Genomic DNA, 12,739 nt, shown 5'->3' with positions numbered 1-12,739 from the left:
GCGCCGGCTTCCGACACCACGATCTTCGACATCTTCAGGTCCGGCAACAGTTTTACCAGTTCGGTCGCGAGCTTGTCGGTCTCGCGCGACGCGGTACCGTTGCCGATCGCGATCAAATCGACGCGATGCTGCTGCGCGAGCTTGCCCAGCATGGCGAGCGCTTCGTCCCAGCGCCGCGCCGGCTCGTGCGGATAGATCGTGGAGGTCGCCACCACCTTGCCGGTCGCGTCGACCACCGCGACCTTGACGCCGGAGCGATAACCGGGATCGAGCCCCATGGTGACGCGCGCGCCGGCGGGGGCGGCGAGCAGGAGGTCGCGCAGGTTGGAGGCGAACACGCGGATCGCTTCCTGCTCGGCCGCGGTCCACAGCCGCATCCGCAAGTCGACATTGAGATGGACCTGGATCTTGGTGCGCCATGCCCATCGCACGGTTTCCAGCATCCATTTGTCGCCGGGGCGCCCCTGATCGGAAATCGCGAAGCGCTGCATGATTTTCAGTTCATAGGAACTCGTGGCCGCCGGTGTCGTGGTCGGCGGCTCGGGCAGCATCTGCAAATCGAGGATTTCTTCCTTTTCACCGCGGAACATCGCCAGAATTCGATGCGACGGCAGTTTGGTCAGCGGCTCGCTGAAGTCGAAATAGTCCTTGAACTTCTCGCCCTCGGTTTTCTTGCCGTACCGCACCTTGGACGTCATGAGGCCGCTTCCCCACATCTGTTCGCGCAAGCCGCCGATCAGATCGGCGTCCTCGGCGAAACGCTCGACCAGGATGGCGCGGGCGCCGTCGAGCGCCGCCGCCACATCGGCGACCTGCTTCTCCGAATCGACGAACGGCGCGGCCAGCACTTGCGGATCGTTCCCGGGCTGAGCGAGCAACAAGTCGGCCAGCGGCTCCAGCCCCGCCTCCCTGGCGATCTCGGCCTTGGTGCGTCGCTTCGGCTTGAACGGCAGATAAATGTCTTCCAGACGGCCCTTGCTGTCGGCAGCCATAATGGCCGCCTCCAGCGCTGCGTCGAGCTTGCCCTGTTCGCGGACGGATTCCAGAATCGCCTTGCGACGCTCCTCGAGCTCGCGCAGGTAGTTCAGGCGCTCTTCCAGGGTGCGCAATTGCGCGTCGTCGAGCGCGCCGGTGATCTCCTTGCGGTATCGCGCCACGAACGGCACGGTGGCGCCGCCGTCGAGCAGCGCCACCGTCGCCTCGACCTGCTGTTCGCGAACCCCAAGCTCTTCCGCAATCTGCCGATTGATGTTTGCCACGCGCAATCTTTCTGAAAACCGTCGCGGCGGATGAAGGCACGCCACGCGGAGGTCGGTTATGGACCATCAGCGCTTGATTCCTCAACCCGCCGCATCAAACAAATTGTCTTGTGGACGGACGACATTCGCTTGACGGCGTGATTCAGTTTGTCCGACGCGGCTTGCTTCATTGCGCAAAGATAACGGTGGATCGATGGCATTATATTGTGTAGACGGGCGCTCCTTCTGGAGTACCCATGTCGATCTGCGGACTTGATTTCGGAACATCGAACACGACGCTCGGCACGACAGAAGGTCATGCCCCGGTCCTGGCGGCGCTGGAAACCGGCCACACCACGATTCCGAGCGCGATCTTCTATCCTGCGGACGGCGCCGTGCTGATCGGCCGCAAGGCCGTCGAAGCCTATGTCGATGGCGTGAACGGCCGCCTGATGCGCAGCCTCAAGTCGGTGCTCGGCACCGCGCTGATCGACGAGACCACCCGGATGGGCCGCGAGCGCACCCGGTTTCGCGACGTGATCGGCTATTATCTGGGCGCGGTGAAACGGCGCGCCGAACAGGCGACGGGGCGCGAACTGCGCGACGTGGTGCATGGCCGGCCGGTGCACTTCGTCGACAACGACCCGGACGCCGACGCCAAGGCGGAGCAAACCCTGCGCGAGATTGCGCGCGAGATCGGCTTTGATCAGGTCACATTCCAGTTCGAGCCGATCGCGGCGGCCCTCGAATATGAGCGGCAGATATCGACCGAAGAGATCGCCTTGATCGCCGATATCGGCGGAGGAACTTCGGATTTTTCGATCGTGCGTCTTTCGCCCCGGCGCCACGGCAATGCGGATCGCGCTTCCGACATTCTCGCCAACGACGGCGTGCGCATCGGCGGCACCGACTTCGATCGCCAGCTCAGCCTCGGCGTCGTGATGCCGCTGTTCGGCTTCGGCAGTTCCATGAAGCGCGCCGGGCTGGAGGTGCCCTCGCGCTATTTCCACGACCTCGCCACCTGGTCGAACATCAACCGCATGTACGAACCGCGCGTGATGGCGGAGCTGCGTCAGGTGCGGCGCGAGGCCGGCGAGCCGGAGCTGCTCGATCGGCTGGTACGCGTGGTCGGCGAACAGCGCGGCCATACGCTGGCGATGGAAGTCGAGGAAGCCAAGATTGCGCTCGCCGACACGCGTCAGGCCAGCATTCCCCTGGAATGGGTCGGATCCGGGCTTAGCGCCGCCATCGGCCGAACCGATCTCGTCAGCCATACGCGGCAACTCGCCGAGCGCATCGCGGCCCGCATCAAGAACTGCCTCGCACAGGCGAGCTTGACCGCCGACCATATCGACGCCGTGTTCCTGACCGGCGGCTCGGTGCGGCTCGCCCATGTCCGCAAGGCGATCACCAAGGCGGTGCCGGCGGCTCGTATCGTCGAGGGCGACACGTTTGGCGCGGTCGGCAAGGGCCTCACGATCGAGGCGTTGCGGCGTTATGGGCCGAGGGATTGAATTGCGCTTTGGTTCAGATCGCTTCCGGGATCATCTGGATGGCGCCGCAGGGACATTCCTGGGCACAGATGCCGCAGCCCTTGCAATAATCCAGGTTGAATTCGAACCCCATGCCCGGTCCGAGCTTGATCACGGCATTGTCGGGACAGACGCCGTAGCAATTGTCGCACTCGAAGCAGTTGCCGCAGGAAAGGCACCGCCGCGCCTCATAGAGCGCGTTGCCCTCGTCAAGACCCTGGACAACTTCCTCGAAGGTCGAGGTGCGGCGCGCGGTTTCCAATATTGGCCGCAGCGTCTTGGGCGCTTCGCCGTAGTACCAGGTGTTGAGCTTGTCGGCCGCGGCGATCTCGTGCTTGGGCGCGGGCGCGTAAGTGCCGCCGCGCAGCCAGGCGTCGATGTGTCGGGCGGCCTTCTTGCCGTGGCCGACGGCCACCGTCACGGTGCGTTCGGACGGCACCATGTCGCCGCCGGCGAAGATGCCGGCCACCCCGGTCATCATGTTGGGCCCGACCTGCACCACGCCATCCCTGACCTCGAGGCCGGGAACGCCCTGCAGCAGCGATAGATCGACATCCTGGCCGAGCGCCAGCACCACCGAATCGGCCTGCAGCGTCTCGAACTCGCCGGTCGGCTGCGGAAAGCCCTTGTCGTCGAGCGCCATCTTCTCGACCGTGATCGATCCGGCCTCGACGTTCCTGATCGTCGACAGCCATTTCATCATCACGCCCTCTTCGATCGCTTCCTCGACCTCGAAATCATGCGCCGGCATGCGGTCGCGGGTGCGGCGATAGACGATGACGGCTTCTTCCGCGCCGAGCCGCTTGGCCGTGCGGGCGACATCGAGCGCGGTGTTGCCGCCGCCATAGATGACGACCTTGCGCCCCAGCAGCGGCTTGTCCTCGCCCTCCATCGAGCGCAGCACGGCCACGGCATCCAGCACCTTTGCGGCTTCGCCGGCCGGAATATAGGCGCGTTTTGCAATGTGGGCGCCGACCGCCAGAAACGCCGCGTCGAAGCCGCCGGCCGCCATGGCCTCCGCGATATTGGCGACCTTGGCATTGTAGTTGAAGACGACGCCGAGTTCCTCGATCCGCCTGACTTCGGCATCCAGCACATCGCGCGGCAGACGATATTTCGGAATGCCGAAACGCATCATGCCGCCAGGCGCTGGACCTGCTTCCTGAATCGTCACGCCATGGCCGAGCCGCGCCAGGTGATAGGCCGCCGACAGGCCAGACGGCCCGGCGCCGACCACCAGTACTTTCTTGCCAGTCGCCGCAGGCGGCGCGGCAAAGCGCCAACCATTCTTGATGGCGAGATCACCGAGGAACCGCTCGACCGAATTGATGCCGACGGAAGAGTCCAGCACGGCGCGGTTGCACGCGGTCTCGCAGGGATGATAGCAAACCCGCCCCATCACAGCGGGCAGCGGATTGTTTTCGGTCAGCGCGCGCCAAGCCGCTTCGTAATCGCCGCTTTCGGCGTAGGCCAGCCAGCCCTGGATGTCCTCTCCGGCCGGACAGGCGTGATTGCACGGCGGCAGGCGGTGAACATATTCCGGCCGCAGCGTGCGCCACGAGCCGGTGTGATTGATGAGCGAGGTGCCGGCGTCGAGCGTGATGGCGAACGGATGTTCCATGATGCCCTCACCCATCCCTGCCGGTCACGTCGACCAGCCCGTATTCGGCAATGTTGGCGTCGCAGATCGCCTGCAGCCGCGCGATGCGGGGGTCTTCATGGCCGCCCTTGAACAGATGCGCAAAACGGCGCTGCAGTTTCAGGTAATCCTGCACCGGAACCTTGCGGCGGATCTTGCGTACCTGCGTGACCTTGCCGTGCTCGGCCTCGAAGATGGGATAGAGCCCGCATTCGACCGCAAGCCGGGCCAGCCGGATCGTGTCGTGCGAGGCCGAACCCCAGCCCAGCGGACAAGGTACGTTGATCTGGATGTAGCGGGCGCCGTGGATCGACATCGCCTTGATCACCTTGCGCTCGAGATCGTGCAGATCCGCAACCGTCGCGGTGGCGACATAGGGAATGTTGTGGGCTACGGCGATCTTCGGCACCGACTTGCCGGTACCGAACACGTTGCCTGGCTCCGGACCGAGCACAGGCGTAGTCGCGGTGCGCGCGGTCGGCGGCGTTGCCGAGGATCGCTGCACGCCGGTGTTCATGTAGCCTTCGTTATCGTAGCAGATATAGAGCACGTCATCGTTGCGCTCGAACATGCCCGACAGGCACTGGAAGCCGATGTCGGTGGTGCCGCCGTCGCCGCCTTGGGCGATCACGCGCACCTCGGGCCGCTTCTTCACCCGCATCGCGGCCGCAACGCCGGTGGCGACCGCCGCCGCATTGCCGAACAGCGAATGCAGCCACGGCAGTTGCCACGATGATTCCGGATATGGCGTCGTGAAGACTTCGAGGCAGCCGGTGGCGTTGACGGCGATCAGATTGTTGTTGGTGGCGCGCATTGCCGCATCGATGGCGTAGCGCGCGCCCAGCGCTTCGCCGCATCCCTGACAGGCGCGATGGCCGCAGGTCAACGCGTTGGAGCGCGCCTGCGAGGCCTGCACGGTCCGTTGCTCTTCCGCCACCAGCCGGTTGCCGACGGTGAAAGTGCCCTTCTGGTAATATTTCAGCTTCTGCACCGCTTCTTCGGGGGCGAGTGTCGTGACGGGCGGGGTCATGCTGCGTTCCTCACTCGGCGGCCGGGGGGACGGATTTGGCCAACTGGCGCAAGATGTTTTCCGCGGTCGGTCCCGACCGCCGGGTCTTGCGGGTGCGATGAATCTCGCGGCCGACCACGCGTTCGTTCAGGTCGAGGAAATTGGTGCCTTCCCAGGGCTGCACGCTGGCCTGCCGGAACAAATGATGCAGCGAGGTGCGGGTGATCGGGCGGCCGCCGAGGCCGGCGACCGAGGAGTGCAGCCGCGGCGGCCGCGGCAGGTTGCGCAGGGAGGCATCGACATTGTTGGCGAGCTGTCCGCCCATGCCGACCGCGATGCTCTTCTCCACCACCACGACGTCCTTGGCGCCGGCGAGCGCGTTGCGCAGCGCCTCGACCGGGAACGGCCGGAATGAAACGATGACGACGAGGCCGATGCGGATACCGTCGTCGCGCATCTCGTCGATGGTGTCCTTGATGGTGCCGCACACCGAGCCCATCGCGACCACCAGCATGTCGGCGTCCTCGGCGCGGTAACTGCGCAAGAGCCCGCCGGTCTCGCGGCCGAAGCCTTTCGCGAACTCGGCGGAGAACTCCGGAATGAGCTTCAATGCCAACGTCTGCTTGTAATGGGCGAGGAAGCGTACTTCGGTAAATGCTTCCGGCCCGACCATGGCGCCGATCGAGGCGGGCTCCGCGGGGTCGAGCACCTGTACGGGATCATAGGGCGGCAGGTAGGCATCGACCTGCTGCTGCGTGGGAATGTCGATGCGCTCCACCGCGTGGGTCAGGATAAAACCGTCGACGCAGACCATCACCGGCATCGACAATTCCTCGGCGAGCTTGAACGCCTGGATGTGCAGGTCGACCGCCTCCTGGTTGGTCTCGGCGAACAGCTGCAGCCATCCCGCGTCGCGCATCGACATCGCGTCGGAATGATCGTTCCAGATGTTGATCGGCGCGCCGATCGCGCGGTTGCCGAGTGTCATCACGATCGGCAGGCCAAGACCGGAGGCGTTGTAGACCGCCTCCGCCATGAACAGCAGGCCTTGCGAGGCGGTCGCGGTATAGGCGCGGGCGCCTGCTGCGGAGGCGCCGATCGCAACCGACAATGCCGCGAACTCGCTTTCGACGTTGATGAATTCGCAGTCGACCAGCGCGCCTTCCTTCACCAGCTCGCCGAGGCCTTCGACGATATGGGTCTGCGGCGTGATCGGATAGGCGCAGATCACCTCGGGGCGGCACAGCGCGATGGCTTCAGCCATGGCATGCGAGCCTTCGACTTGCTTGAGCATCTGTTTTCCTCAGGCTGCGCTTTGGCGCTGCTGCATCAGGACGAACTCATGCGCCTGCCGGGCGGCAGCGATATTGGCGGCGCCAATCTTGCCGGGGAATGCCTCGCCGATCGCGTGTTCGACGCTGTCGAGGTGAACGAATTGCGTCAGCGCCGCAAAAGCGCCGAGCAAGGCCGCGTTCGGCACTGGCCGTCCAACATGCTTCATCGCAATTTCGGTCGCGGGCACGATGACGGCATGGCCCTTCGGCAGGCGGTCGACGACCTGGCCGAGATGAAGGTCGGCAAATGTCTTGTTGGTGTTGACCAGGAGGTAACCATCACCGCGCAGGCCGGCGAACACGTCGATCACCTTGAACAGCGTCGGATCCTGCACGATCAGGCAATCCGGTTCCAGGATCGGCTCGCGCAGCCGGATTTCCTTGTCGGCGATCCGGCAGAACGCCACCACCGGTGCTCCCATACGTTCGGATCCGAAACTCGGGAACGCCTGGGCGTGCCGCCCTTCGATGAACGCGGCGACCGAGAGCATCTCGGCCCCGGTAACCACGCCCTGCCCGCCGCGACCGTGAATTCGCACCTGAAACATCGGCGGTTCCCTCGCGGCCTGTTTCGGCCATTCGGTAACCTAGCCCCCGGGCGGGGTGGCTGCCTTGAGCTTGATCAAAGGCGGGGCCGCTACCGGGCTGAAAATCGACCACTGTTCCTCAGAGCGTGATCGTCTCGTCGCGGCGGCGTTCGGAGGCTTTGGCCACCGCTTCGGTCCGGGTCCGTGCGCCCAGTTTCCGGAACAGGGATTCGACGTGGAATTTCACGGTATGCAGCGAGATATCGAGGCGGCGCGCAATGGCCTTGTTGGTCAGGCCTTCCGCCAGCGCCGCCAGCACATCGAGCTCGCGCGGCGTCAGAAGGGCGTGACCGAGCGTCTCGCGCATCGCGCCGAAGCCGCCTTCCCTCGTGCCGGGCAAGCGGACCACCAGGCCGGCGGCGACCGCTCGTATCGCCGCATCGATCTGGCTTGCGTCCGCATTGCCGGATAGCACGCCGGGCAGATCGTCATCGGCGCCGCCGAGGGTGACGACCGGACGTCTTTCACCGGGCGGAGTGTCGCCGTCCACCAGCACCACCTCGGCCGCGTCATTCACACCGACGACCACATGTCCGGCCTCGGCGATTATTTTGCCCAAGGCGGTACGGCGCCGTGGATCCACCGCGTGGACGGCTACGCGCAGCCGCTCTGCCGGCGCCAGCCGGCTTGCCGCTTCACTCATGCGGCGTGCCTCTCTGCGATGGTCGTCTGCACCGTCATCACCGCACCGCTCCTGATGAGGCGAAGATCCGCCCTTCGCCCGATGCTGTCGGCACCGAAATGCCTCGCGATTTTTCGCAAACGATGGGCCGAGGTCCCGTCGATGCTCAGGATGATATCGCCCGCCAGAATTCCCGCCTGCGCCGCCGGGCCGTTCTCGACCACCGACATCACCATCAGGCCGCCAGACTGGTCGGCGGTCTCGCGCAGCGCGTCGGGCACCGCGACGGCCTGCAAGGCGACGCCAAGCCAGCCACGCGCGATGCGGCCGTCCTTGGCGAGCTGCGGCACGATGCGTTCGATGGTTGCGGTCGGGATGGCAATGACCTGGCCGCGCGGCCCGAAGGTCGACATGCCCAGATAGCTGCCCGAGGCGTCGAAAACCGGTCCGCCCTCCTCGCGGCGGGCAAGCCTGACATCGAGCAGGATGCGCCGGTCGATGAGACCGCCGCGGCTACTATGCCATTCGGGACCGGCGAGATTGACGAGTCCCAGCCGCGCGCTCGCGCCGCCGGTTCCATCGGCGCCGATCGTGAGCGCAATTGCGCCGGTGCGCGCCGCGCCCGCAACAATCGACGGCGAGGCGATCGGCGCATCGGGCCGCAGGATGGCGATATTGGTCGAGGGATCGCGGCCGGCGATCTTCGCCGAAAGCACCGCGCCGCCCGGCGCGACCAGCTCAAACTCGTCCTTTCGCGGCAGCGACTGCTCGGAGGCGACGACAATCCCCGAGTGCCACAGCATGCCCGTGATATGCCGCTCATGCGCCAGACGGATCGCGACGACGGCGCTTTCCGCGGCCTCCGCGCGCGTGGCAAGCGCGTTCGAGAACTGGGCCAGCAAGTCCGGTTGATCGGTCATCGGCAACTCCTATCGCTTCAAGATAGGAACGAAACTGGACTAATCATCACCTCCAGACTATCGGCCGGACGGCCGGGTTTGTCCCGGCCATTTGACCGGGCCACCCCTGCAAGCCCCTTCGTCATGCGCAATGGCGATGGTCGCCGCTCAGATGCTCGATGCGAACGCGTCCAGCAGTTCTTGAAACGCCTGAGGCTGCTCCCATTGCGGCGTATGGCCGGCGTTGGCGATCACCTGGACTTCCTGACGCCACAGCGTCGGTGCTGTCAGGCGCCGCAGATAATCGAGATCGACGATCTGCTCCTCCGCGCCCTGCAGAATCGCCAGCGGAATTTTGAGATCGCGCACGATCGCCGTTTCGTCCTGGAACAGGCCCGCCTGCGCGCTCGCGCCCAGACATCCCCGCGCCGCGCCATCCGTCTTGTGGAAGTCCGCGCCAAAAAATGCCGGGATCGGACTGAACTTGGGCGCGAACGCCGACTCCATCCAGGTTTCGATCTCGGCTTCGCTCGGGGCCGGCGTGAAGGCGACGTTCGACAGCCCCTTGAAGCCGGCAAAGCCCTCTGGCCCCTTGCCGATCGGCGGCGTGCCGAAGATCACCAGTCCGGCCGCCATCGGCAGCGCCGAAGCCGCCTCGAGCAGGGCATGACCGCCGAGACTCCAGCCGACGAACACCGCGTCCTTCAGATCGAGCTGTCGCGCGATGCCGGCGATGCAGGCGGAATAGCCGGGCGCGGAATAGTCCTTTTCCGGATGGGGCGCGGGAGCGGAATCGCCGTGTCCGGGCAGATCGATCGCGATCAGGCGATATTTTCCCCCGAGCGGTCCTTCGAGCTGCTTCTTCCAGACTTTCGACGACGATGAATTGCCGTGAACGAGAACGATCGGGCGGCCTTTACCCGCGCTCTCAAAGGCAGCGATACGCTGCTGACCGACCTGAAGCTGTAACGCACGTATGCCTGGGCCGGGGAAGTTGCTCTCGCTCATTTCTTATCCTTCATACAGCATCAGATGACAAAGAACCCGTGGGTGGCGTCGCGCCGGAGCTGTTCGACCAGACCATACTCCCAGTCGAGATAGGCCTGCATCGCGCCGGCATCGACATCGGTGCCCTCATAGGGACGCCGGTAGCGGTGCGACGGATCCGGCTTCGGCAACAGTTTCGGCGGCCCTATTTCGAGTGGGCCATCATAGCCGCCGTCGAGCGCATAGGTTTCAAAACCCATTTGCGCGAGCCAGGACGCGGTCATGTCGGCGCGCGAACCCTTATCGTCGGTCAGGAGGATCCGCGCCCCGCGCACCGGCGCAGCCATGTCGATTTCCTGCACCAGTTGCCCGCCCGGATAATGGCGAAAGCCAGCGATGTGGCCCTCCGCGTATTCCTCGGCATCGCGAACGTCGAAGCGATAGAGCGTGCGGTGGCGCTGCGCCTCGAGCGCGCGGGCCTCTTCCACGCCGACATGCCGGACGCCGGCGCGATAGGCCACCTCGCGGGCTCTTGTTTTCGCTTCCTCGGACGGGCCGATGCCGCCGCGCCGGTCGGCGCCGTGCTCGAGCTGCTGGCTTGCGAGGGTCCAGCCGATCGTGCCGTTGCGCAGCGCCACCACCTTGTTGGCGATTCCGGCGTTGATCAGCGACTGGGTACCGATGATCGATCGGGTGCGGCCGGCGCAATTGACGATGATGGTCGTCTCGGGATCCGGCGCAATGCTGCCCGCGCGCAGCACCAGTTCCGCGCCGGGCACGCTGACCGAGCCGGGAATGTTCATGGTCGCGTACTCGTCGAACCGCCGCACATCGAGCACGGCGATATTGGCCTTGCGCGCGATCAATGCTGCGACTTCGCCGGCGGGCAGCGACGGCGTGTGCCGTCGCGATTCCACCAGTTCGCCAAACGCCTTGGCGTAGGAGTTCACGTCCTGAAAAACTTCGTAGCCTGCCGCCTGCCAGGCCCCGAGGCCGCCGCCGAGCTGACGAACATTGCTATATCCCAGCGCCTGAAGGCGGTCCGCGGCCTGCGAAACGAGACCTTCGCCGGCGTCGTAGACAACGATCGGCACGTCCTTGCGCGGCAGCCGTATCTCGGCTTCCAGCGCGATCCGGTTTGCCGCCATGTTGGCGGCAAACAGCGGATGGCCGGTGGCAAAGGCGGCCTCGTGCCTGAGATCGAGCAGCGCGATCTCCTCGCGCAGCAGCAGCGCGCAGCGGATTTGCCAGGGCGTGACGAAGGGCGCGGTCATGGGATGGCGGGCTCGGTGGGAATTGGCTGGCGCGGGATGAGTTTAGGTTGATGCGCAGTCGCGGTCTACTTCTGCACTCCGCCAGTTCTTCCGGGGAAAGGCATAGGCGGCCTAAGGCCGCCGTTCTTAGAGGAAGAACGCCGATGCCGAGGTATCGGCTATGGTGACGGGCTGCCTCCGCGCATGCGGCCTCGTGGACAGGCCCCCACCCGGATCGCGCGCTAACGCGCCGCCATCCGACCTCCCCGCAAGCGGAGCGAGGTGAACCACCGAGTTAATTTGTCGATGAGAGCGCCCGCATTCTCGCGGCATCGGAATCGCCGGCAATTTAGCTATGCTACGCCGTAGTTTTACGGGGGCGATCGTTCACCGTGGTTTAAGCTGCCGATGGAAAGGTGGTCATTACGCGCATCGGATTTCTGCTTCGGGGCCGAGCCGAAAGCCGCGCCGGGCCGGCCGCTCTGACTTTCCCGATCTTCCCTGAACCAGGACGAAATTGATGTCGGCTTTGGATCGTCCGATAGCGTGGAAAGTGAAGGGAAGCGGCACCCTGGTTAGCGTTGAGCAGTCCGATGCATTGCCATTGCGGCCGAAGCTTTCGTTTGCCGGCGCCTCCTACGAACAGAATTTTCGCCGATACTATCACGATTTCTACTATCGCTACGCCCAGGCCAGCCTCGCGGTCGGGATGATACTGATTCTTGCCGATTTCCTCGTCGACCACCTGGCTTTCGACAACGAACCCGCAAATCTCTACCGCATCCAACTCTGCCTGCCGCTCCTTGGAATTGGGATCGCTTGTTCCTTCACGCGCTACGCCCGGCGGCATTGGCAATCCGTGATGTCCGGATTCATCGTGGTGGTCTCCGGCAGCCTGTTCTGGGTCTTGCTGGTCATCGACAGCCAGGATGGCATGGGGCTCAGATCCTGGGTTGGAATGCTCAATTTCGTTTTTCTCGAGTTCTACTGCTTCGTCATCCTGGGCGTTCAATTCCGATATGCGCTGCCATCAGGAATCATGATTCTCCTGATGTTCGAGGCGGCCGTGCAGGTCGAGTTCGGCAAGGACCTCGGAACATTCAGCTACTGGTCCTATCACATCGTAACCTTGTTCATTCTGGCAGCGGGAATCGGCTGGTGGCGGGAATTTCTGGTGCGCAAGGACTTCTCGACCCAGACAACCCTGAAGGCGGCCAAGGATTTCCTGAAGAACCAGAACGAGCTTCTCGAAATCGAGGTTGGAAAACGCACCCGCAAAATTCAGGAAATGCAGGATGCGACAATTGTAATTTTGGTGTCCCTGGTTGAGACCCGCGACAACGAAACCGGCAACCATATTCGCCGTACCCAGCACTATGTCAGGGCCCTGGCCCGGCGACTGCAATCTCACCCCGCGTTTGCCGGTTATCTGGTGGAGCATCAGATCGATCTTCTGTTCAAGTCAGCTCCCCTTCACGACATCGGCAAGGTCGGCATCCCGGACAGCATCCTGCTGAAGCCGGGCAAACTCGACGCGGCGGAATTCGAGATCATGAAGACCCACACCACGCTTGGCCACGACGCCATCGAAAATGCCGAAAAGCAACTCGGCATAACCGTCGAGTTTCTCGCCTGCGCC

At 64.4% G+C, this 12,739-nt stretch carries 11 protein-coding genes; 2 read left to right on the top strand and 9 right to left on the bottom strand.

The window, feature by feature from the left end:
- The coding region (locus QZ213_RS14665) for a Tex-like N-terminal domain-containing protein (protein ID WP_291686801.1) at positions 1 to 1,259 on the bottom strand (1,259 nt) is incomplete at its 3' end.
- 236 nt (positions 1,260 to 1,495) lie between these two features.
- Here QZ213_RS14665 and QZ213_RS14660 point away from each other — a divergent pair.
- The gene (locus tag QZ213_RS14660) at positions 1,496 to 2,752 is read left to right on the top strand and encodes an Hsp70 family protein (RefSeq protein ID WP_291686800.1); all 1,257 of its coding nucleotides are present in this window, start codon (positions 1,496 to 1,498) and stop codon (positions 2,750 to 2,752) included.
- Positions 2,753 to 2,765: 13 nt separating this feature from the next.
- Here the strand turns inward: QZ213_RS14660 and QZ213_RS14655 are convergent, their stop codons facing one another.
- From QZ213_RS14655 to QZ213_RS14620, 8 genes are all read right to left on the bottom strand, one after another.
- Positions 2,766 to 4,391, bottom strand: coding sequence for an NAD(P)-binding protein (locus tag QZ213_RS14655; RefSeq protein WP_291686799.1), 1,626 nt, complete (start codon positions 4,389 to 4,391; stop codon positions 2,766 to 2,768).
- A gap of 7 nt (positions 4,392 to 4,398) precedes the next feature.
- On the bottom strand, positions 4,399 to 5,439 hold the full coding sequence (locus QZ213_RS14650) for a thiamine pyrophosphate-dependent enzyme (RefSeq protein ID WP_291686798.1): 1,041 nt from the start codon (positions 5,437 to 5,439) through the stop codon (positions 4,399 to 4,401).
- Positions 5,440 to 5,449: 10 nt separating this feature from the next.
- Positions 5,450 to 6,712: a transketolase C-terminal domain-containing protein gene (locus QZ213_RS14645; protein WP_291686797.1), complete on the bottom strand. Its 1,263-nt coding sequence runs from the start codon at positions 6,710 to 6,712 to the stop codon at positions 5,450 to 5,452.
- Between the two features lie 9 nt (positions 6,713 to 6,721).
- Positions 6,722 to 7,300 (bottom strand): 2-oxoacid:acceptor oxidoreductase family protein, encoded by a 579-nt coding sequence (locus QZ213_RS14640; RefSeq protein ID WP_291686796.1) that lies wholly within the window; start codon positions 7,298 to 7,300, stop codon positions 6,722 to 6,724.
- A 118-nt stretch (positions 7,301 to 7,418) separates the two neighbouring features.
- On the bottom strand, positions 7,419 to 7,982 hold the full coding sequence (locus QZ213_RS14635) for a response regulator transcription factor (RefSeq protein WP_291686795.1): 564 nt from the start codon (positions 7,980 to 7,982) through the stop codon (positions 7,419 to 7,421).
- Positions 7,979 to 8,881, bottom strand: coding sequence for a S1C family serine protease (locus tag QZ213_RS14630; RefSeq protein WP_291686794.1), 903 nt, complete (start codon positions 8,879 to 8,881; stop codon positions 7,979 to 7,981). Before QZ213_RS14630 ends, QZ213_RS14635 begins: the two co-directional genes overlap by 4 nt.
- A 147-nt stretch (positions 8,882 to 9,028) precedes the next feature.
- Entirely contained in the window at positions 9,029 to 9,868 is an 840-nt protein-coding gene (locus QZ213_RS14625; RefSeq protein WP_291686793.1) for an alpha/beta hydrolase, read from the bottom strand.
- 20 nt (positions 9,869 to 9,888) lie between these two features.
- Positions 9,889 to 11,121 carry a rhodanese-like domain-containing protein gene (locus QZ213_RS14620; protein WP_291686792.1) on the bottom strand — a complete coding sequence of 411 codons (1,233 nt, stop codon included), beginning with the start codon at positions 11,119 to 11,121 and terminating at the stop codon, positions 9,889 to 9,891.
- A 499-nt stretch (positions 11,122 to 11,620) separates the two neighbouring features.
- Between QZ213_RS14620 and QZ213_RS14615 the strand changes: the two genes are divergently transcribed.
- A partial coding sequence (locus QZ213_RS14615) for an HD domain-containing protein (RefSeq protein WP_291686791.1) occupies positions 11,621 to 12,739 on the top strand: 1,119 nt, incomplete at its 3' end.

It is taken from the genome of Bradyrhizobium sp. (assembly GCF_017881085.1).
Lineage (GTDB): Bacteria > Pseudomonadota > Alphaproteobacteria > Rhizobiales > Xanthobacteraceae > Bradyrhizobium.
The sequence above is the reverse complement of the archived record's forward strand: the minus strand, read 5'-3'. Positions and strand labels throughout refer to the sequence as shown.

Excerpts from the sequence above, each read along its gene's own strand:
- QZ213_RS14645 (WP_291686797.1), bottom strand. The coding sequence starts at position 6,712 with ATGCTCAAGCAAGTCGAAGGCTCGCATGCCATGGCTGAAGCCATCGCG.
- QZ213_RS14635 (WP_291686795.1), bottom strand. The coding sequence starts at position 7,982 with ATGAGTGAAGCGGCAAGCCGGCTGGCGCCGGCAGAGCGGCTGCGCGTA.
- QZ213_RS14640 (WP_291686796.1), bottom strand. The coding sequence starts at position 7,300 with ATGTTTCAGGTGCGAATTCACGGTCGCGGCGGGCAGGGCGTGGTTACC.
- QZ213_RS14630 (WP_291686794.1), bottom strand. The coding sequence starts at position 8,881 with ATGACCGATCAACCGGACTTGCTGGCCCAGTTCTCGAACGCGCTTGCC.
- QZ213_RS14620 (WP_291686792.1), bottom strand. The coding sequence starts at position 11,121 with ATGACCGCGCCCTTCGTCACGCCCTGGCAAATCCGCTGCGCGCTGCTG.
- QZ213_RS14650 (WP_291686798.1), bottom strand. The coding sequence starts at position 5,439 with ATGACCCCGCCCGTCACGACACTCGCCCCCGAAGAAGCGGTGCAGAAG.
- QZ213_RS14625 (WP_291686793.1), bottom strand. The coding sequence starts at position 9,868 with ATGAGCGAGAGCAACTTCCCCGGCCCAGGCATACGTGCGTTACAGCTT.
- QZ213_RS14655 (WP_291686799.1), bottom strand. The coding sequence starts at position 4,391 with ATGGAACATCCGTTCGCCATCACGCTCGACGCCGGCACCTCGCTCATC.
- QZ213_RS14660 (WP_291686800.1), top strand. The coding sequence starts at position 1,496 with ATGTCGATCTGCGGACTTGATTTCGGAACATCGAACACGACGCTCGGC.